Below are 19,534 nucleotides of genomic sequence, written 5' to 3'. Positions count from 1 at the left end.
TTCCCTTGCTTACTGATTCCTGTATTTGTTTAAGACTTCATCCGGGATATGACAGTAGCTGCAATCTTCCGGGTACCGCTCCAGATGATGCTGATGCTCCTCTGCACTCCGGACGTAATTCGTCAGCGGCAGCACTTCCACAACGATTTTATCCCGGTCCTTCCTGCTGTCAATAAAGGCTCTTGCTTCTTCCAGATGTCCGGGATTTGTGCTGTAAAGCCCCGTGCGATACTTTTTTCCAACATCAACGCCCTGTTTGTTCAGGCTGTACGGGTCGATGATTTCAAACAGATGCTCCATAAGCTCTGTAACACTGGTACATTTCTCATCAAAGACCACTTTAACGCACTCTGCGTATCCATCATACGGGCCGTCCAGCGTGTTTGTTGTTCCGTTGGCTCTCCCGGCTTCGGTCGTCCGTACACCGGGCACCGTGTCAAAAAAATGCTGGACGCCCCAAAGGCACCCGCCTGCAATGTATACCGTTTCCATACTCTTGACTTTCCTTCTTTTACTGGTACAGTTTGCATCCATGCTCTGTACTCCTTACGGTTTCCTTGCTAGCTGCAAATCGATCCATCATACCAACTCACAAAAAGTGCTTCCGCACCATTGCAGAGTAATTATCATACGGATAAAAACAGTTTCTGCAATTCATCGGCCGTGAAATCTTTTGTTTGTTTATACTCGATTTCCATGATGCACCCCTTTATAACTTCCACAAACGTGAACTTGTCGGGGCGAGGCCCCTCCATCTTGCTGCCGCAAGACCGTTCTGTCACTTAAAAGCCCCACTGGGGCTTTCATTGTTCTGCTTCGCTCCACAAACGCGAATTTAGTAACGCAAAAGGAAGTATATGACATACACCCAACTAAGTAATCCATGAAAAATCGCCCAACCGACAGACTTCCACGCTGTATAACTAATAACCATAGCTAATGCACTTCCAAAAGTTATTCCTGATTTTACCGTTTTCTTGACATTCGTTGATTTATTATCTTCCATATTTGTTTCCTCCACAAATTCTAAGTTGTAAGTTTCTTTACTATCATATCTTTAAAACTTGTTTTGCTTTCGCATTAACAAATTGGATAATTGGACCTGAAATGATAACTGTAATAAGCGTGCATACACCAAACTTTCCGCCAAACAAAACACCTGTAACAACAACCAAAATATCCAATGCCATTCGGACAAATTTAATCTGCCAGTGATTTTTTTCTGCTAAAGCAAAAGTGACTGCCTCATAGGAGCCTCTACCAAGGGATGCCGACGCATATAGTCCTGTTCCGACAGCAAACAAAACCACTCCTAACAACATAATTAAAAAATTGATCCACTTATAGGTACTGTAAATATGGCAGTTAGCAAACAAATCTACACAGGTACTGTATACAATCTGGTACAACACAGTTCCTATATGAATCTGACTTTTATCGTAAATGAGCGCAAACAAAATCATTCCCAATGCTACAACAAAAGATGCTGTGCCAATGCTTATGTGAAATGTTCTTGCAATCCCCTGCCACAGCACCGCAAGCGTAGCTCCGCCAAATCCAGCATACAGTGCAAGTGTAATTCCATAAGCCGCAATTATAGAACCTATTACAAGTATTGCCAATTTCTTTAGTGTTTTTTTATTGTTATTTTTCATTGACTTTTAATAATTCACTCCTCGTATAATTTTCTTTGGGTTTAAAGCATCCCGTTAGCAACCGCTCTAATTTATTTAATACCAGCAAATTACTCTCCTCTACAAATTCCGATTTATCAAATAAGAATTTCCGTCAATTTTTCTCTTGATGCGGCTCGTTTCTAAGAGTAGGAACGAACTGTTCTGTTGCCGGAGACGGACCATTCGGGTCGGTCTCCGGCAGTATTTTTGTTATCGCGTATTAAAAAACAGCCGGAACGACTTTCTGCTGCGCTACATCGATGATGCCGTATGTATTCAGTCTGAGTTTGGGAATGACCGGAAGGCTGACGAAGGCGAGGGTCATAAAAATGCCGATGTCTTCCGCTACACCATGTGCCTTGAGGGCATCGTTCAGCGCCTGCATTTTCGCCGCAACGCTCTCTGCGCTTTCGGTGCTCATCAATCCGGCCACCGGAAGCGCAAGTTCTGCCACGACCTGTCCATCTGCCACAAACGCAAGTCCGCCTTTGTTTTTCCGCACAGTGTTGCCGGCCAGCATCATATCGGTATCGTTGTCCCCTGCCACGATCAGGTTATGGGAATCATGTGCGATGCTCGATGCAACGGCTCCGCATTTCAGGCTGAAGTTTCCTAAAAAGCCAATGCCCACATGGCCGGAGTGATGATGCCGCTCAAAAACGGCCAGTTTTACGATGTTGTGTTCCGGGTCCACACCGGGAGCTTTGCCCGGATGCCGTTGGAACGGGATGATTTTTTCCTCCGTAAGCAGCTCGCCCCGGTTCAGGCAAATGACACGCTCCTGCTCCCCGCTTTCCCGAAGTTCCAGGTCCTGCAGTGTGATCTCATCCAGATCAAAGGAATCCATAACGTGGGAAAATCTCACACGGTCGATGTCAAGCGGTGCGGGTTTCAGCGTTTTTCCGTGCTCGGCCACCAGCGTGCCATTCTTGTAAACCTGTTCGACCGTAAAGGATTCAAAATCCGATACTACAATGAGGTCGGCAGCATACCCCGGTGCTACGGCACCGCGCTGCTTGAACCCAAAATACTGTGCCGGGACCAGCGTTGCCATTTTGACGGCCACTGCTGGATCTGCGCCCAGCCGGATCGCTTTACGGATGTTGGAATCGATGTGGCCGCTGTCCAGCAGGTCACCGGGGTGCTTATCATCCGTCACCAGCATACAGCGGCTGCAATAGGGCTCCCGGAACAGCGGCATCAGGGCCTCCATATTTTTGGCAGCCGTTCCTTCCCGGATCATGATGTATTGTCCGCGCCGGAGTTTTTCCATGGCTTCCTCGATGTTGGAGCACTCGTGATCGGACTGAACGCCTGCCGCAATATAAGCATTCAGGTCCTTAGCGCTCAAAAGCGGCGCATGGCCATCCACGATCTTTCCTGCTTCGGTGCAGTCGCGGATCTTCTGCAGGATCTTCGGGTCACAGCGCACCGTTCCATAGGCGTTCATCAGTTCCGCAAGCCCCAGCACGCGGGGATTGCCGTAGTAAGGCCGGAGCTGTTCTGCGTTCAGCACCGCGCCGGATTCATCCAAATCCGTGGCCGGCACACAGGAGGGCAGCATGAAATAAACCGAAAGGGTCAGATTTTTTGTCGTTTCCAGCATAAAATCCAAGCCTTCCAGCCCCGCAACGTTCGAGATCTCGTGTGGGTCTGTGACCACCGCAGTGGTACCGTGGGGCAGCACTGCCTGCTCGAAAGCCGGACCACAGAGCATGGAGCTTTCGATGTGGATATGCCCATCGATCAGGCCCGGGCAGACATATTTGCCGTGCAGATCAACTTCTTTCCGGCCATGATACATGCCCACGCCCACGATCGAATTTCCGCTGATGGCAATATCAGCGGTGTCGATCTCATCGGTAAACACATTGACAATTCTGGCATTTTTCAAAACCAGATCAGCCAAAGCATCTCCTCTGCCTGCCGAGATCCGGCGTTTCAGTTCATCGGACTGCATAGAAACATCTCCTCTCTCTGAAGTTCGATTTTCTCACCTGTGGATTGGTTCTGCCATTATTCTACCACGCCTTGCCGCTGCGGAAAAGATGTCGGGAAACAAAAATGGCCCCGGAGGGCTTGCTACAGCTCTCCGGGGCCACTTTATGTGCGTTGTGCCTTGGCGCAGACCGTCAGCACTCCACTGCCACCTTGATCACGCCGTCCCGTTTCTTTTCAAACAGCTCGTAGCCCTCTGCGATCCGGCGCAGGGGGTAGGTGTGGGTGATGAGCGGTTCGGTATCGATCTTGCCTTCTGCGATGAGACGCAGCGTTTCTTCACAATCGCAGCCGTCCACGCCGCCGGTCTTAAAGGTGAGGTTTTTGCCGTACATTTCCGGCAGCGGCAGGGTCTGTGCCTTATCGTACAGCGCCACCACGGTCACGATGGCGTTGGGTCTTGCGCACTCCCACGCCAGCCGGAAGGTAGTGTCCGCCCCTGCCACTTCCAGCACCACATCTGCCCCGCCGTGGTCGCTGTTGGCGCGCACAAAGGCGGCGCAGTCCTCCGGCTGCACCGTGAGCACCTGCGGGTAGTGCCGACGGATGAACTGTAGGCGGCTTGCGTCCTTTTCACAGACGATGATGCGCTTGGGGCTGTGCAGCATGACGCACAGCAGCGTGCAGATGCCGGTCGGCCCTGCACCGAGGATCAGCACGGTATCCTCGGGGGTGATTTCCGAGATGCGTGCCGCCCAAAAGCCGGTGGCCAGCACATCGCCCACCAGCAGCGCCTGCCGATCGGTAACGCCGTCCGGGATCTTGTTCAGTCCCTGATCCGCAAAGGGCACCCGGACATACTCGGCCTGCCCACCATCGATGCGGCAGCCCAGCGCCCAGCCGCCGTTTTGATCGGTGCAGTTGTTCACGAAGCCTTTTTTGCAGAAAAAGCACTCTCCGCAGAAGGTTTCCACGTTCACCGTCACCCGGTCGCCGGGTTTCACATTGGTCACCGCACTGCCCACTTCTTCTACGATGCCCACCATCTCGTGCCCTACCGTGATGCCGGGCACCGCCCGGGGCACGCTGCCGTGCTTGATGTGCAGGTCGCTGGAGCAGATGCTGGCAAGGGTCACTTTTACAATGGCATCCCGCTCGTGCTGCAGCACCGGCTTTGGTTTTTCCATCAGTTCAAATTTGCCCTCGGAAACATAGGTATAGGTCAGCATGCTTTTTACCTCCATGCGCTTTGATATTTCCGGACTTGAGTATACCACGCAGCTATGGCAAAGAGCAAGCCGCAAAAGGCCCGCCCTTTGCGGCAGCTCTCCGCCGATCAGATCTTGGGCTGATACTGCATGCTGGACACATTGTAAATGGTAACAAAAGCCTTGGGGTCTTCCCGGTTGATAAAGTTCATCAGCTTCTGATATTCGCTCTTGTCCACGATGGTAATGATCTCGTTGTGTTTTTCCAGATTGTATGCACCGATGGCCTCGTACATGGTCGCACCGCTGTGCAGGTCATGGAGGATGAACTGACGCAGCGCCTCCTCTTTTTCGGTGATGATGCAGACGCGGCGTTTGATGCTGTTATCAAAGATGAAATGGTCCAGCACGATGCCGTTGAAGTAAGTACCGAGGATACTCAGCACCACGGTCTTTTTATCGTAGACCAGGGCCGCGGAAAGCGCCACACACATTCCCGACAGAGACATGGCTTTTCCCAATTCCATGTGCAGGTACTTGTTCATGATCTTTGCCACGATATCCAGCCCGCCGGAGGATGCATTGCGGTTGAACAAAATACTCAGCCCGATGCTGACCACCAGAATATAGCACAGCACGTCCAGCTCCTGACTGCCGGTCATCGAGCCGAACTCCGGGAACAGCTTTTCAAACAGCCCCAGAAACACCGGCAGCAGCACACTGGTGTATACGGTCTTTGCGCCAAATTCTCTGCCACAGGTAAAGAACCCGATGATGAGAAGCACGACGTTCAGGATCATCGTAATGACCGACAAGGGCAGCGGCACAAAATTGGACAGCACGATGCCAAGGCCGGAAATGCTGCTGACGGATGTATGGCTCGGCACCAGAAAAAAGAAAACGCCCGCCGCAATGATCGCCACCGCCCCGGTCAGGACTGCCGTCTCCCTCAGGACTGCGCCGGTCTTTCCTTTTACATCACTCATCTTTGTCCCCCTAAAATCAAATTTGTTTCACCGATCTCCTCATCTTTGTCGATGCGGACAAGGAGCTTACCGCCAAAGCGTTTGTATTCCATAGTGAAGTACCTCCATAAATTCCGAGTTGCTGTTCTCAGTATACCATGATTTTCCCTTGCGGAAAAGATAGCGAAACAAAAATGCCCCCGGAGGGCTTGTTGCGGCTCTCCGGGGGCATCTTATGTGCGTTGTGCCTTGGCGCACACGACCGGCGTTTTACTCGATCTCGATCAGGTTCGGGTTCTCAGGCAAAGCCTTCGTCTGCTGAGGAGCAGGCAGCTCGATGTGCAGGACGCCATCCTCGAACTTTGCGTGGATGTCTTCCTTCTTCACATCGCCCACGTAGAAACTGCGCGCGCAGGTGCCGGAGAAGGATTCGCGCCGCAGATAGCGGCCCTTCTTATCCTTTTCGTCGTTGCTGTGGCTGCGCACTGCCTGAATGGTCAGGTAGCCGTCGTTCAGATCCATCTGAACGTCTTCCTTCTTGCAGCCCGGCAGGTCAACAGCTACTTCGTAGCCGTTGTCCGTCTGTTTGACATCGGTCTTCATCATGTTTGCACCGCGCTTACCAAAGGTATCACGAGCCTCACGGTTCATCATACGTTCCAGTGCAGCGTCATTCCAGAACGGATCGAAGAAATCATCGAACAGGTTTTCATGGAAAACAGTTGGCATAAGCATAAATCATTCCTCCAATCCCGGCGTTCGGGTCGGGGCAAAAAATCTGAAGCGTCCATTCAGAAGGGCTTTCCGGGGAGCCTCGCGGCTCTCCTTTTGCCCTTCCTCCTGAGCACGCCACTGTTATAGCACCGTTCATTAGCAGTGTCAATAGAAGAGTGCTAAAATTCATGAAAGAATAATACTTTTATAAAATCCTATGCAATCTTTTCAAAATTCAGTCGCATCATCGCATTTTATATCATCTTGGCAATCATGAAGCACAACAGTTCATATGCTTCCCGGATATCCTCCGGCAGACGTTTCAAAGTCTCGTCCCGCAGTTCCTGCGGCATCCCGTAAAAAGCTTCGGCAATGCCGCCGGTGATGCAGGCAAGGGTGTCGCTGTCGCCGCCCAGAGAGACCGCATTGCGAAGTGCATCCTCAAAACTGACGCTTTCCAGAAAAGCAATGATTGCTTCCGGCACAGTTTCCTGACAGGTCTCCACATGATGATAGGTCGGCCGAATTTCATCGCAGGTACGGTTCAGGTCATAACCGAAGGTCTGCTCCACATACCGCTTGATCTCCGGCTTGCTGTGGCCGGTACGAGCCAGAAAAATTGCTGCCGCCGTGGCCTGTGCGCCCTTGATGCCCTCCGGGTGGTTGTGGGTGACTTCAGCGGTCACTTTTGCCATTTCCAGCGTTTTGTCCAGCGTATCGAACAGCCAGCCCGCTGCCGACACCCGCATAGCCGAGCCGTTACCGAAACTGCCATAGGGATTCGGATTTTCTGCGTGCAGCCACCGGCGGAACATCCCGCCGTAACCGGCATGGGGATATTTACGGCCCCAGAGCCGCATTTCATGCTGCACTGCACAAAATGTTCTCTCCGGCAGACCCTTTCCGTCAATCAGACCAACTGCCACCGCAGCGGTCATGACGGTATCATCGGTGAAGTGCGATTTCTCGCTCAGCAGCGGAAAATCCTTGTGCTTGTAATTGTTGTGGTCAAATTCATAGGGACTGCCCACGATGTCACCCAAAATTGCTCCTAACATGGCTGTTTCCTCCCTTACCTATGATGCCGCTTCTGGAAATCAGCTTCGATTTGTTCTTTCCACTCTGCGCCGATGGACGCGCAGCAGGGTGCTTCCCGCATCCGGGAGACTGTCTCGCTAACAACGTGGTAGTTGACCGCCACGCCCTGTGCGTCATTCTCAAACCGCACAGCCCGGTCGGACGAGATGCCGAAGCGGGCAGCTTCCTTCACGGCGTCCATGTTAGCACCAAGGAACAGGAACTCCCAGCCGTACTGCTCTTTTTCCCGCTCGATCATCCGGCGGATCTTCTCATAGCTAAACCGTTTGCTGGCGTTTTCCAGCCCGTCCGTGGTAATGACAAAGATGACCTTTTCGGCGCGCTCACTCTCCGGCAGATGGCGCTGAATGTTCACCATCTTCTCCACGCCGTAGCCAATGGCGTCCAGCAGCGCCGTGCAGCCCCGGACGTAGTAGTCCTTTTCGGTCAGCGGCGCAACAGCCTTCAGCGGAAAACGGTCGTGCAGCAGCTGCACCTCATGGTCGAACAGGATCGTGGTCACATTGGCCTCGCCCTCCTGCTCCTTCTGCCGGGTCAACATAGCATTGAACCCGCCGATGGTATCCTGCTCCAGCCCGCCCATGGAACCGCTGCGGTCCAGAATGAAAACAAGCTCGGTAAGATTTTTCTTCATAATAATGCCCTCCGTTTTGTGGTGTATCGCTTTCGTTGGCAAAAGGATACCACAAACCGGAGGGCAAAAGGTCAACGGGCAGGCGACAAATCACGCACCCAGCTGTTCCTGATCGTATTCAAACAGCAGCGTATTGACCTGATTGATGTTATAGATTTTGTGTTCCAGGCAATACCGCACGATCCAGTCCCAGCAGAGCTGGACAAATCCGAACTTGTCGGGGCAAGGCCCCTCCATCTTGCTTGCGCAAGACCGTTTTGTTGCTCAAAAGCTCCACTGGGGCTTTCGTTGCTTCGCAAACGCAAACTTTTTTCTCCGCAATCAGCGGTCAAAGTGTCCTCAAATCGGACGATTTGGGTGCCATCCTTGTAGTTGAACGTGAGCAGCATCCGATCATCGTACAGAAAAATGGCATTGACAAAAATTCCAATCAACGCTTTTCGTTGCTTTTTCTGCGAAATATCGAACTTTCTAAATTTCATCAGCCAGAATCGGATGAAATCCTCATTGAAGCTGGGCTTCTTCAACTTTTCATCTGCGATTTTTGCAGTCAGCTCATCCTTTTGGATTTCCAAAGCTTCCAGACGTTCTTTCGTTGTCCGGGTGTACAAGCCGTCCTCGATCGCCTTCATCAGGTTGTCCAGCTTTTTGTTGACCTCTCGCAGTTGCTTTTCCAGCAGCGGGATCGTGGTGTTTTCCTGATTCTGGACATCCATGACCAGTTGAACGATTTTGTCGATTACCGCTTCGTCCTGAATCAGCTTCATGGTCTCCCGGACGACTAGATCTTCCAGCCAGTCCTTCTGCACGGTCTTTTTGTTGCAGCCCTTGCGCCGCTTGACGTTGGCGCATACTTATATTTTTTCAGCAAGTGCTTCACCATCTTACGCATACTTGCGCGGGCAGTTTCTTTTTTCTGCAGGTCTATTACGCTCGCATTACTGAATTTCTGCGTTTCCAGCCATCTCCATTGCAGCGTTCGATTGACACAGGTTGAGTTATCGGCAGATACAGCAAACACAACGGGCGGCTCTGATAACAGAGCTGCCCGTTGTGTTCGTTTATGAAAAGGAGAACTTAGATCTCATACCACTTGATCTCGTTGGCATCCAGATGCAGAGCAAAGCTGCTGCCGTCTGTGGTGTAAACGGTGGTGTCCTGCGGCTCGTAGGTGTTGTTCACCACGCAGTACTTGCCGTTTTTGACGTAGGCGTGCACCTCCACGTTGTAGTTGGAGCTGAACCATGTATGCAGCTCCTCCTCGCTGTGGGCACTCCACAGGATAGCGCGGTAAAGGGTACGGCTGTTGGCAAAACTGTAAGGCACACCGCTGATGTACACGGCACGACCCTTGCCGAAGTCGTGTGCCGCCATCTGCACTTCTTTGTTTCGCTGCACCAGCACTTCGGTGCCTTCCAGCGCATAAATATTCCTCTTGCCCTCGCCAAAGTCCACGGGTTGGTCGGCGTCCTGCAAGATAAAGTGGTCCGGGTGCTCCTCCCAGTTGTATTTGTCGTAGTTCAGGGTGAAGCCGTTTTCCTCCTCCACGCCCAACACAGTGGCAAGTTGGAAAATGTGCCCCTGATACGGGTGACCGGAAGGCTCACCCACGCCGATAAAGCCGCCGCCGTTCCAGACGAACTTGCGGATAGCGGAGGAGATCTCCGGATCTTCCCACCAGATGCCGCCGGTGTGTGCGGTGTCGGCATCGCCGACATTGATAATGACATCCAACGAATCCAGCAGATGCGGGTCGTTCTTGATATCCTCAAAGCTGATAAACTTCACATCAAAGGGCGCACCGGACAGCATCTCAATGACACCGGCATAGCTATAGTTCTGCTTGTAATAGAGGGCGTGATGCACCATGTGACAGCCCCAAGCCCGCATTTTACCCCAACAGTTCAGCACGGCCACCCGCTTGACACAGTAGGGTGTGGTGCCCTTGATGTTCTCGTACAGTTCGCGGAACTCGTTGCAGACGCTCTCCACGTAGTCCACGAACTCCGGGAACTGCAAGGCCAGTTTCAGATAGCCGCCATAGCCGATGCGGTCGATGGGCTTGCGCAGGATAGCGCGGCGGGCTGTAACCCAGTTCTCCTTGGCTTCCCGCACCGGGTCGCCGCCCTCGTGGAAGGTGTCGGGGAAGAAGTACGGCAGGAAACGGCCCTCGGTGTACTTCACGCCCTCAATGTCAGAGATCAGGCGCAGGGTGGAGCCGTTGCCCACGCTGCCCACTACGGCATCCAGTCCGATGGTCTTGAACTCCGGCATGAAAGGTTCGGTGCCGATCCAGTGATCGCCGAGGAACATCATGGCTTCGCACCCGCACGCGTGGGTGATATCCACCATCTCCTTGGCAAGCTTTGCCACCTCGCGGCGCTGGAAGGCCTGAAAATCCCGAAATTCCTTGCTGGGCACCCGATACTGGTTGTTGTAGTAGCCCTGATCGATGATGTACTCCGGGCGGAACTTGTAGCCCACTTCCTGCTCAAACTGGTTGAGGATATAAGGGCTGACCGAAGCAGAGTATCCATACCAGTCCACGAACTTCTCCCGCTTCAGCTCGTCGAAGATCAGGGTGAACTGGTGGAAGAAGGTGGTGTAGCGGATGACGTTTACATAGGGGTGCTCTGCAATGAACTTGCGCAGGCGCTCCATGGAATACTTGTGGGTCTTGGGCTGACGCACGTCAAAGGTGATCTGGTGCTCAAAATTCGTCCAGCCGTTGGTGGTAGCGTTGTACATATGCACCGGGTCCCAGATGAGGTAAGCCAGAAAACTGACGGTATACTCATGGAACGGTACGGCCTGTACGGTCACACTGCCGTCGGCGTAACTCCACTGCTCCGGCGGCACGGGCTGACCGGTGGTTCGATCCATGACCTCCCACCAGCGGGTGATGTCGTCGTTGGTGTTCACCTGCATCAGCTCCGGGCTGATGCCCTTCATCAGCGGGATGGTCACGGTGTCGCCGGGGGCGGTGTAAAAGCCGGTCATGATGTAGCACTGCTGTACCTCGTCCGGGTTTGCCTTTGCCCATGCGTTGTCCTTGCGGGTGGTATAGTAGGTGGAGTAGATCTTGGCGTCCGCATTCTTGAGCTGTTGCGGGAAGTCGGTGCCGTCGCAGTCGCGGATGGCATCAGCACCCCACTTTTTTAAGATCTCCAGCGTTTCGGGCACAACGTCCAGGTCTGTGGGAATGGTCACGCGCCCGGTCTTTCTTATTTCATCCATGGGAAACTCTCCTTTTGCCTCTCTTTGAATCGTAGGGGATCAATCGTAGGCGGCGTTATACAGCGCCAGCACAGCCAGCAGCAGCGCTACGCCCACCAGCATGATGCCAAGCCCTGCCAGCTGTCCGGTCATTTTCCAGCCGGACACCACCAGCACCAGTGCCAGCACGAACAGCACCAGCATCAGGACCATGCGCAGGGCGGGATGGTTTTTCCAGTATGCTTTCATCGTTTGTCACCTTAACCTTTCAGGCCGCCCACGGTCATGCCCTGCGTCAGCTGCCGCTGCACGCAGATGTACAAAATCAGGGTGGGCAGCATTACCAGCACAAGACCTGCATACATCGTGCCGTACTGGGCGGCGCTCTGCTGCGCCTGCATCAGGTTCAAAAGACCGACCGGCAGGGTGCGGGGTGCCTTGGTGGAGCTCATCAGGGTCATGGAGATGATATACTCGTTCCAGAAGGACAGGAAGTTGAACAGGATAATGGTGATGATGGAGGGCTTTGCCATGGGGAAGATGATGCGGGTCATGGTGGAAAAGTAGCTTGCACCGTCGATGTAGGCGGCCTCCTCAAAATCGTGGGGCAGGGTGGCAAAGTAGCCCGACAGCAGGTAGATGGTAAAGGGCAGCGCGGTGGCGGCGTACACCACCGCCAGCACCACCAGATTGTTCAGCAGAAAGCCGCTGCCGAAATGGCCTTTCAGCCACACATCGCCGTCCCGCAGCATCAGGAAGATGGGCACCACGATATAGTTCACGTTGATGAACAAGCCCGCCATGAACAGGGTGTTCAGCACCTTGCACCCCTTGAAGTGAAAGCGGGACAGGCAGTAGGCGGCGGGCAGGGCAACGACCAGCAGCAGCGCCAGCGCCAGCGCGGTGACGATGACCGAGTTGAGCATATATTCGCCCATTTTCGCGCCGTTCCATGCGTTGACAAAGTTCTGCCAGTAGAACCCGGCGGGCAGTGCCCACGGGTTGCCGTAGAACTCTGCATTCTGCTTGATGGAGGCCATGAACACCCATGCCACCGGCACGATGATGGTAACGGCCAGCAGAACCAGCACAAAATAGATGAAAAACTTGTACAGACCTTCCGCAGAGCGGGAAGATTTTTCGGTGGTATTCTGCATCTTCTTCCCTCCTTAAAATTCCAGCGTATCGCGGTTGGTGACCTTGTTGACACAGGCGGACAGGGCAAACGAGAACAGGAAGATTACCACGCCGATGGCCATGCTGTAACCGTAAAGACCGGCGTCCTTCTGGCTGTACATATAGCTTAGCGCCACATCCGATGCGCCGTTGGGGCCGCCGCTTGTCATGGCCTTGACGAAGAGGAAGGCCATGTTGATGGTGGAGATGATGAAGAAGGTCAAAGTGGTGCGGATATTCGTCCAGATGAGGGGGATGGTGATCTGGAAGAACTGGGTCAGCCGCCCGGCACCGTCCAGATTGGCGCTCTCGTACAGGCTGATGGGCACGGCAGACATGGAGGCCATATACATGACCATGTAGTAGCCGATGGCCTGCCACACCATGGCAATGATGATGGAGGGAATGACCAGCTTTTCACCCTTCCACAAAATGGGGTCGCTCATGTTGCGGAACAGACCGATGATGCTGTTCAGCATGCCGTTTTCCGGCTTATAGATGGCAGAGAAGATGCCGGAGATGACGACCACCGACAGGATGTTGGGGATATAGAAGATGATGCGGAAAAAGTTCTGTCCTTTGATCTTCTCCCGGGTGAGGATGGCGGCAAATACCAGTGCAAAGGCGAAGGTGATCAGGGTGACCGTTACCACCAGCAGGATCATATTCTGCATGGAGCGGATGAACTGGGCGTCCCGCAGCAGATGCTGGAAGTTTTTAAGCCCCACAAAGGTCTCGTTGGGAGAATAGGCACCCCGCTCATACAAACTCATGCGGAACACGTTGAGGGTGGGCAGGATCATAAAGAGGAAAAACAGGATGGTAGCCGGTGCCACACAGAGGAATACGAACCGTTTGCGGCTTTTATCCGTTCTCATAGGGGATTGACCGCTCCTTTCTTGATGGTACTGTACAGCCCAAAAAAGCGGAGGCGGTAAAAACCGCCCCCGCTGGGCAGGGCTTAATTACTCGATGATGTTGGCGCGCATCTGGTCGCTGGCGGACTTGATGCCGTCGATCCACTGCTGCTCGGTCATGCTGCCGGACACCAGAGAGTTGACAGGGTCGAAGAACACGGTGCGCACTTCCACGCCGGGGATGGCACTGAAGGCTGCAAAGTTGCCCATGGCGGCCTTTGCGCCGTTGTCGTAGATGGAGTAGAACATCTTGTTGTCGCCTTCCAGACTGTCGGCGATGCCCAGCACAGGCTGGATAGCGCCGCTCTCGGCAAACAGCTTGCAGGCTTCGTCGCTGTACAGGTAAGCCACGAACTGCTTGGCGGCATCCTGATGCTCGGCACCGGCGGGGATCCATGCCTGCTCGAACCAGGTGTAGCTGTAACCATCGCCGCCGGCCTTGACAGCGGGCAGGGCGGTCATGCCCCACTCAAAGCCGTCTGCCCGGGGAGCCTCGGCCATCTCGCCCACGATCCAGGTGCCGTTGGGCATGAACAGGGCCTTGTTGTCCAGCACCAGCTGCTGGTTCTGGGTAAAGTCCTGATCGTTGGCCTGTGCGGGGGTGATGGGGTTGGTGTAGGAAGCCAGCTTTGCCACGATATCAAAGCAGGTCTTTGCCTCGGGGGTGTCCCAGATGCCTTCTTCGTAGTGGGTAGCCTTGTTGAAGAAGTCGGGGCCACCTGCGGCGTACATCAGCGCATAGAAGAAGGCGTCGAAGTAGCCGGTGGTGGGGTAGGTGAACAGGTAGGTGCCCTCAGCGGCAGCCTTGTCGCCCAGTGTCCACATCTCGTCCCAGGTCTTGGGCACGTCCCAGCCCTTTTCCTTCAGGAAACCGGCGTTGTAGAACAGGCCGCAGGGGCTGTAGAACATGGGCGCCAGATAGGTTTTGCCGTCGCCGTAGGGGTTGGTCAGGGAAGTGTCGGTAAAGCCGCCGGCGATCTTCTCGCTCACCTTTTTGCTCTCGCCGGGCACGGTCATGCTCAGCACATCGGTGATGTCGGCGATCAGGTTGCCCTTGATGAACTGCTCGGTCAGAGCAGCTTCACGGCCGGTAGCCAGATGGACAACGTCGGGGTAGTCGCCGCCCTGCATGGAGGGGCCGATGACGTCCTCCAGCTTTTTGTCGGTGGTCAGGTCCACCTTGATGCCGGTCTGTGCGGTAAAGGCCTCGGCGACCTTCTTCCACATATCAGCGCCGTAGCCGGTCTCGATGGCGGCTACCTTGATGGTAACGTCTGCAGCCGCCGCTGCGGAAGAAGCGGCGGTGGAGGATGCCACGCTGGATGCGGTGGAGCTGGAAGAGCCGCCGCAGGCAGCCAGACCCAGTGCAGCGGCGCCAACGCCGGCCGCCTTCAGGAAATTACGACGAGAAATACGATTCATACTGTGTTGCCTCCATCATTTTGTTCCGTTCAAACACAGCCGGGCAAACAGGCTTTGCCCGAAGGACTGTGTGTTTTTCTGCCTCCAATATAAATTCTTTCGCTTCCTTGCTCAAGAGGTTTGTTGTTTCATTTTTTATAGATGTTGCTTTCTGAAAAATTCTTCCAGCAAAAGTGCTAAAAATCTTTTAAAAGTTTCAGCATAATCCCCAGCCTGTAACTATTTTGACATATTTCGAAGGGACTTGAGAAACAAAAATATAAAAATTAGCCTAAAATCAGGGCTTGCTTTTTTTGTATGTTCCCTCTATAATGAGGGTAAAGTGCACGAAACAACGCACCATTTTTTGATAGTGTTTTTAGAATGTTGCGTTTATTTTTAGAAAATTTGCGTTTCCCGAAGGAGCCGATCATCTATGAGTACCCAGCGCTTTGATATCCGCCACGCGCCCGCTCCGCGGGAATCCTTCCGGCTGCTGTACATCAGCAAAAGCAAATTTGGCGGCGATTGGAACAGTACCACCCACACCCACTCCTGCACGGAGCTGTTCTACTGCCTCAGCGGCGAGGGACAGTTCTACCTTGCCGGGCAGCTGTTCCCGGTAAAGCCGGACGATATGGTCATTGTGAACCCGCAGGTGGAGCATACCGAGCTTAGCCTGAACGCCTCGCCCTTGGAGTATATCGTGCTGGGCGTTGCCAGCATGGAGTTTTTGTTCAGCAAGGCGGATACGAACTACGCCATCTTCAATTGCCGGGAGAACCGGGAGCGGATGGTCACGTTGCTGCACATGCTGCTGGCCGAGGCCGACCGCAGCTTAGACGGCTGCGAGACCGTTTGTCAGGACCTGCTGGAGGTACTGCTGATCTGGCTAGTGCGCTGCACCACCATTTCGCTGCAGCTGGAGGAGGCTGCCCCGACCGAGAACCGGGAGTGCGCCGAGATCAAGCGGTATCTGGACACCAACTACCGCGAGGATATCTCGCTGGACCTGCTGGCAGAGCTTGCCCACCTGAACAAATACTATCTGGCCCACACCTTCCAGCGGGAGTACGGCATTTCCCCCATTACTTACCTGAACCGCCGCCGCATTGAGGAGAGCAAGCATATGCTAGGCAACACCAGCTACAGTCTGGCGCAGATCAGCGAGCTGATGGGCTTTTCCTCCCCCAGCTATTTCTCCCAGTGCTTCCGCAAGGCGGAGGGCATGACCCCCAACGAATACCGCCGTCAGACGCGGCAGGGAAAACGCCCCGCCCCGACAAAACGGCATGAAGTATAACGAAAACGAGGAATTTATGATGAAATCCGTTACCCTTTCTTTGCTCCAGTCTGCTGCAAATGCCTTTGATTTTGGCGGGCCTGTGCTCTGCGATGCTCACCACTATGGTGAGGGGCATATCAACGACACCTTTGTGGTCTGGCGGGAAGATCATTCCAAACGCTTTATTTTGCAGCGCATCAACACAGATACCTTTACTAACCCGGTGGGCCTGATGGAGAATGTCTGCGGCGTGACCCGGCATCTGCGGGCGAAAATTCTTGCCGAGGGCGGCGACCCAGCACGGGAAACGCTGAACGTCATCCCAACTTTGTCGGGGTCGACTTGCTATCTGGATGCAGACGGCGGCGCATGGCGTGCCTACGACTTTGTAGAAGATACCATCTGTTTGCAGCAGGTCGGCAGCGAAACCGACTTCCGCACCGTGGCCGAGACACTGGGCAAATTCCAGAACCAGCTGGAGGATTATCCGGCCTCCACCCTCCACGAAACCATCGCCCGCTTCCACGACACGCCCAACCGCTATGCCAATTTTGAAAAAGCCCTCGCCGCCGATGCACTGGGCCGCGCAAAGAACATTGCGCCGGAAATCGAATTTATCCATGCGAGGGAGCAGGACTGCCATGTCCTGCTGGATCAGCTGGCAGCTGGCGAAATTCCTCTGCGCGTCACCCACAATGACACCAAGATCAACAATGTCCTCATCGATGCCGCTACCGGAAAAGGCATCTGCGTCATTGACCTCGACACCGTGATGCCGGGGCTTTCGGCCTACGACTTCGGCGATTCCATCCGCACCGGTGCCAACGACTGCGCCGAGGACGAACCTGACCAGAGCAAAGTCCATTTTGACCTGCATCTGTACGAAGTGTTCGCCAAAGGGTATCTCTCCACTGCCGGGGCATCCATGAGCATGGCAGAAAAAAAGAGCCTTGCATGGGGTGCAAGGCTCATGACACTGGAATGCGGCATCCGTTTTCTGACCGACTATCTGGAGGGCGACCATTATTTCCATATTGCTCGCCCGGATCACAACCTCGACCGCGCCCGCACCCAGTTCACACTGGTGCGGCAGATGGAAGAGGTTTTCGATCAGATGCTGGAAATCGTCTGCCCGGACAATCACTGATTTCGCAATCTCCTCCATTCGGATACAGCAAGAAGCATGGACGCTCTCCTTTTCGGGGGCGTCCATGCTTCTTTTTACAGCTTATCCCTACACACCCATCAAATCGTCCTTTGAGGACGCTGGGAGCGTCGAGGACATGATGCGCTGCAGCAAATCATGAAAGCCCTTTTCAGCCCTGACAAAATTCTGTTTGACCTGCCCTTCAAGCACAAGGGCATCATGTGCGCGCCCTTCATCGGACCAGTAAGCATCCGGCAGTACCTTACCGCCGGGCAGATCGAGCAGGTCATCTGCGGCGGCGAAAACTATGATGGTGCCCGCCCCTGCAATTTTGATTGGGTCAAGTCTCTCCGGCAGGAATGCGTGGATGCCAACGTGACCTTCTGCTTTATCGAGACCGGCACCGTGTTCATCAAGGACGGCAGGCGCTACCACCTGCCAAACAAGCAGCTGCAAAGCCGAATGGCCTGTAAATCCGGCATGAATTTTCAGGGCAGGCCCATTCATTTTGACCTCGTGGACGACTGGGGTTACCCCATCCCGCAGGAAGATCTCTATGTGCCTCATTTCCGCGCAAACTGCGAGACCTGCGGCAGCAAGTTGATCTGCAACGGCTGCAGCGATTGCGGAAAATGCTTATAAAATAAAGGAGTTCTATGAAGAACCAGAAGAAAAAATCGTTTCCCCTCAGAGTGTTCCTCTGCCTGCTGGCTGTTTTGCTGGCCGTCTGAATCGCATTCGGCATTTACGTCAGCGACTACTACCACGCAGACCTGACCGACAGCGGCCTGCGGGTCTATGCCGCCTACGGCAGCGAGGACGGCGTACTGAACCGCGAAAAGTACGAAGCCGACCGCATAAATCTTCCGCAGGACACTACCGAAACGGTCATTGACGGCGGCTGTCACGCCGGGTTCGGCAGTTACGGTGCGCAGAAGGGCGATGGCACACCCACCATCTCTGCCGAGGAACAACAACAGCAGACGGCGGACGAGCCGGCGGCATGGATGAATCTTCAATAAAAAGCAAACTATCCCGGCCATTTTCCTGCAAATCACAGGAGAATGGCCGGGACTTTCTTTCGTATTCCGTAAATCAGGAATCAATACAAATGAAATTTATAACTGATCTGGTGTGCAATTTCATCCGGCAGCGGGCGGAAGCCGATGCAGGTCAGGGTCATGCCTTCTCCGTTTTCATCAAATTCTTCCGGTTCCAGCTCGGTGTGGCAGGCATCCCGGATAAGGAAGAAGTCTTTGTTTTCCACAAGCCCCAGTTCTTCGGCAATGGTTTTTGCTTTCAGCAGCTGATTGCGGCTCTTTGCCCCGCAGATAGTTTTGGTAAAAGAGCCATCGAACCATTCTTCATAGGTTGCTTTCTCCAACATGATTTCTGCCCGATAGCCGGTAATTTCTCCGTCTTTCTCGATGGGTTCCACGCCCTGTCCCATGCCGATGGGGTCGGTGAGGAATGCCAGCGAAGCGTGGCAGCACTGCGCCGCCAGCTTACCGGGAGACATCTGCAGGTCTTTTCGGGCAATGATGAGTTGACGCATTTTCTCTCCTTCTTACGACAGCTTGATCTTCAAATCTGCCAACAGATTCACCGCTTCCGGCAGCGAAAATTTCGCATCCTTCAGGCGGCTGCCCAGAATGTCCACTTTATAGCCTGTAGCATCCCGGAAATCCGCCTTGCGCAGATCACACTGGTAGAACTCCGTTTCGTGAAGTTCTACACCCTTGAAATTCGCCAGCTGCATCTCGCATTTGGCAAACATGGAGCCGACAATTTCGTTGCCGTCCGAAAAGTCGAAGCGGTTAAAGTTCATTTCGGTGAAGGTGTTATATTTCAGACTGCACTCTTTCAGCGTGTGGATAGGGTCCGGGAAGGCACCGTTGGACATCAGCGGTGCCCACTCGATTTCCTGCAAACGGCAGTCCTCAAAATCCAGCGACTGCACCGAAGAATGGGTGCTGCGCAGACCTGTGATCTCACACCGCACGAATTTGCACTCGTTCAGCGTGGTATGATCCAGTTCGCATTTGGTAAAGGAGCAATCCACAAACACGCAGTCGGTAAAGTCGCAGTCCTCAAAAGTCTCCTCGGTGAACGACAGGTCAGCAAACCGTTCACCTTCACAATAACGCTCTGTCATAAAA

The 19,534-nt window shown here is 53.8% G+C and carries 21 protein-coding genes and 1 pseudogene; 4 read left to right on the top strand and 18 right to left on the bottom strand.

The window, feature by feature from the left end; genetic code table 11:
• Positions 1-9: 9 nt before the first annotated feature.
• From PXT33_RS06020 to PXT33_RS05945, 16 genes and pseudogenes are all read right to left on the bottom strand, one after another.
• On the bottom strand, positions 10-492 hold the full coding sequence (locus PXT33_RS06020; protein ID WP_097774964.1) for a peptide-methionine (S)-S-oxide reductase: 483 nt from the start codon (positions 490-492) through the stop codon (positions 10-12).
• A 343-nt stretch (positions 493-835) separates the two neighbouring features.
• Entirely contained in the window at positions 836-1,006 is a 171-nt protein-coding gene (locus PXT33_RS06015; RefSeq protein WP_172678648.1) for a hypothetical protein, read from the bottom strand.
• Between the two features lie 43 nt (positions 1,007-1,049).
• Positions 1,050-1,655: a YitT family protein gene (locus tag PXT33_RS06010; RefSeq protein WP_021885137.1), complete on the bottom strand. Its 606-nt coding sequence runs from the start codon at positions 1,653-1,655 to the stop codon at positions 1,050-1,052.
• A 241-nt stretch (positions 1,656-1,896) separates the two neighbouring features.
• On the bottom strand, positions 1,897-3,636 hold the full coding sequence (gene ade, locus PXT33_RS06005; RefSeq protein WP_332376103.1) for an adenine deaminase: 1,740 nt from the start codon (positions 3,634-3,636) through the stop codon (positions 1,897-1,899).
• Between the two features lie 172 nt (positions 3,637-3,808).
• A complete protein-coding gene (locus PXT33_RS06000) occupies positions 3,809-4,843 on the bottom strand; it encodes an alcohol dehydrogenase (RefSeq protein WP_332376102.1) in 1,035 nt (344 codons plus the stop codon).
• A gap of 107 nt (positions 4,844-4,950) precedes the next feature.
• A complete protein-coding gene (locus PXT33_RS05995) occupies positions 4,951-5,808 on the bottom strand; it encodes a YitT family protein (protein WP_005946315.1) in 858 nt (285 codons plus the stop codon).
• A 249-nt stretch (positions 5,809-6,057) separates the two neighbouring features.
• A complete protein-coding gene (locus tag PXT33_RS05990; RefSeq protein ID WP_055191187.1) occupies positions 6,058-6,522 on the bottom strand; it encodes an Hsp20/alpha crystallin family protein in 465 nt (154 codons plus the stop codon).
• Positions 6,523-6,755: 233 nt separating this feature from the next.
• Positions 6,756-7,559 (bottom strand): ADP-ribosylglycohydrolase family protein, encoded by an 804-nt coding sequence (locus tag PXT33_RS05985; RefSeq protein WP_332376101.1) that lies wholly within the window; start codon positions 7,557-7,559, stop codon positions 6,756-6,758.
• A 14-nt stretch (positions 7,560-7,573) separates the two neighbouring features.
• Entirely contained in the window at positions 7,574-8,233 is a 660-nt protein-coding gene (locus PXT33_RS05980) for a vWA domain-containing protein (protein WP_291016783.1), read from the bottom strand.
• A gap of 71 nt (positions 8,234-8,304) precedes the next feature.
• Positions 8,305-9,000 carry a hypothetical protein gene (locus PXT33_RS05975; protein WP_332376100.1) on the bottom strand — a complete coding sequence of 232 codons (696 nt, stop codon included), beginning with the start codon at positions 8,998-9,000 and terminating at the stop codon, positions 8,305-8,307.
• A 14-nt stretch (positions 9,001-9,014) separates the two neighbouring features.
• Positions 9,015-9,161 (bottom strand): annotated as a pseudogene (locus PXT33_RS05970) (type I restriction enzyme endonuclease domain-containing protein); the annotation flags it as partial.
• Positions 9,162-9,310: 149 nt separating this feature from the next.
• Positions 9,311-11,470 carry a 1,3-beta-galactosyl-N-acetylhexosamine phosphorylase gene (gene gnpA, locus PXT33_RS05965; RefSeq protein ID WP_097782073.1) on the bottom strand — a complete coding sequence of 720 codons (2,160 nt, stop codon included), beginning with the start codon at positions 11,468-11,470 and terminating at the stop codon, positions 9,311-9,313.
• A gap of 39 nt (positions 11,471-11,509) precedes the next feature.
• Positions 11,510-11,698 (bottom strand): DUF6903 family protein, encoded by a 189-nt coding sequence (locus tag PXT33_RS05960; RefSeq protein WP_005946255.1) that lies wholly within the window; start codon positions 11,696-11,698, stop codon positions 11,510-11,512.
• Positions 11,699-11,709: 11 nt separating this feature from the next.
• Positions 11,710-12,606, bottom strand: coding sequence for a carbohydrate ABC transporter permease (locus PXT33_RS05955; RefSeq protein WP_291016282.1), 897 nt, complete (start codon positions 12,604-12,606; stop codon positions 11,710-11,712).
• Positions 12,607-12,618: 12 nt separating this feature from the next.
• Positions 12,619-13,503: a carbohydrate ABC transporter permease gene (locus tag PXT33_RS05950; protein ID WP_005926926.1), complete on the bottom strand. Its 885-nt coding sequence runs from the start codon at positions 13,501-13,503 to the stop codon at positions 12,619-12,621.
• 87 nt (positions 13,504-13,590) lie between these two features.
• Positions 13,591-14,964: a carbohydrate ABC transporter substrate-binding protein gene (locus PXT33_RS05945; RefSeq protein WP_332376099.1), complete on the bottom strand. Its 1,374-nt coding sequence runs from the start codon at positions 14,962-14,964 to the stop codon at positions 13,591-13,593.
• 415 nt (positions 14,965-15,379) lie between these two features.
• On the opposite strand from PXT33_RS05945, the gene PXT33_RS05940 reads away from it, so the two are divergent.
• The 4 genes from PXT33_RS05940 to PXT33_RS05925 all read left to right on the top strand — a co-directional run bounded on the left by PXT33_RS05940 (position 15,380) and on the right by PXT33_RS05925 (position 18,397).
• Positions 15,380-16,246, top strand: a complete 867-nt coding sequence (locus PXT33_RS05940; protein ID WP_005946244.1) for an AraC family transcriptional regulator — start codon at positions 15,380-15,382, stop codon at positions 16,244-16,246.
• A 19-nt stretch (positions 16,247-16,265) separates the two neighbouring features.
• Positions 16,266-17,375, top strand: a complete 1,110-nt coding sequence (locus PXT33_RS05935) for a phosphotransferase enzyme family protein (RefSeq protein WP_173012859.1) — start codon at positions 16,266-16,268, stop codon at positions 17,373-17,375.
• Positions 17,376-17,531: 156 nt separating this feature from the next.
• Positions 17,532-18,017, top strand: coding sequence for a DUF5131 family protein (locus PXT33_RS05930; RefSeq protein WP_298638435.1), 486 nt, complete (start codon positions 17,532-17,534; stop codon positions 18,015-18,017).
• 89 nt (positions 18,018-18,106) lie between these two features.
• Positions 18,107-18,397, top strand: coding sequence for an alpha/beta hydrolase (locus PXT33_RS05925; RefSeq protein WP_332376676.1), 291 nt, complete (start codon positions 18,107-18,109; stop codon positions 18,395-18,397).
• An 80-nt stretch (positions 18,398-18,477) separates the two neighbouring features.
• On the opposite strand, the gene PXT33_RS05920 is transcribed toward PXT33_RS05925, so the two are convergent.
• Positions 18,478-18,930, bottom strand: coding sequence for an aminoacyl-tRNA hydrolase (locus PXT33_RS05920; RefSeq protein ID WP_298638437.1), 453 nt, complete (start codon positions 18,928-18,930; stop codon positions 18,478-18,480).
• Positions 18,931-18,942: 12 nt separating this feature from the next.
• On the bottom strand, positions 18,943-19,530 hold the full coding sequence (locus tag PXT33_RS05915; RefSeq protein ID WP_055185765.1) for a pentapeptide repeat-containing protein: 588 nt from the start codon (positions 19,528-19,530) through the stop codon (positions 18,943-18,945).
• Positions 19,531-19,534 lie beyond the last annotated feature (4 nt).

This window comes from Faecalibacterium taiwanense (assembly GCF_036632915.2).
Taxonomy (GTDB): Bacteria; Bacillota; Clostridia; order Oscillospirales; family Ruminococcaceae; genus Faecalibacterium; species Faecalibacterium taiwanense.
Note: the sequence above shows the minus strand (reverse complement) of the source record. Positions and strands in the feature narration are given on the sequence as shown.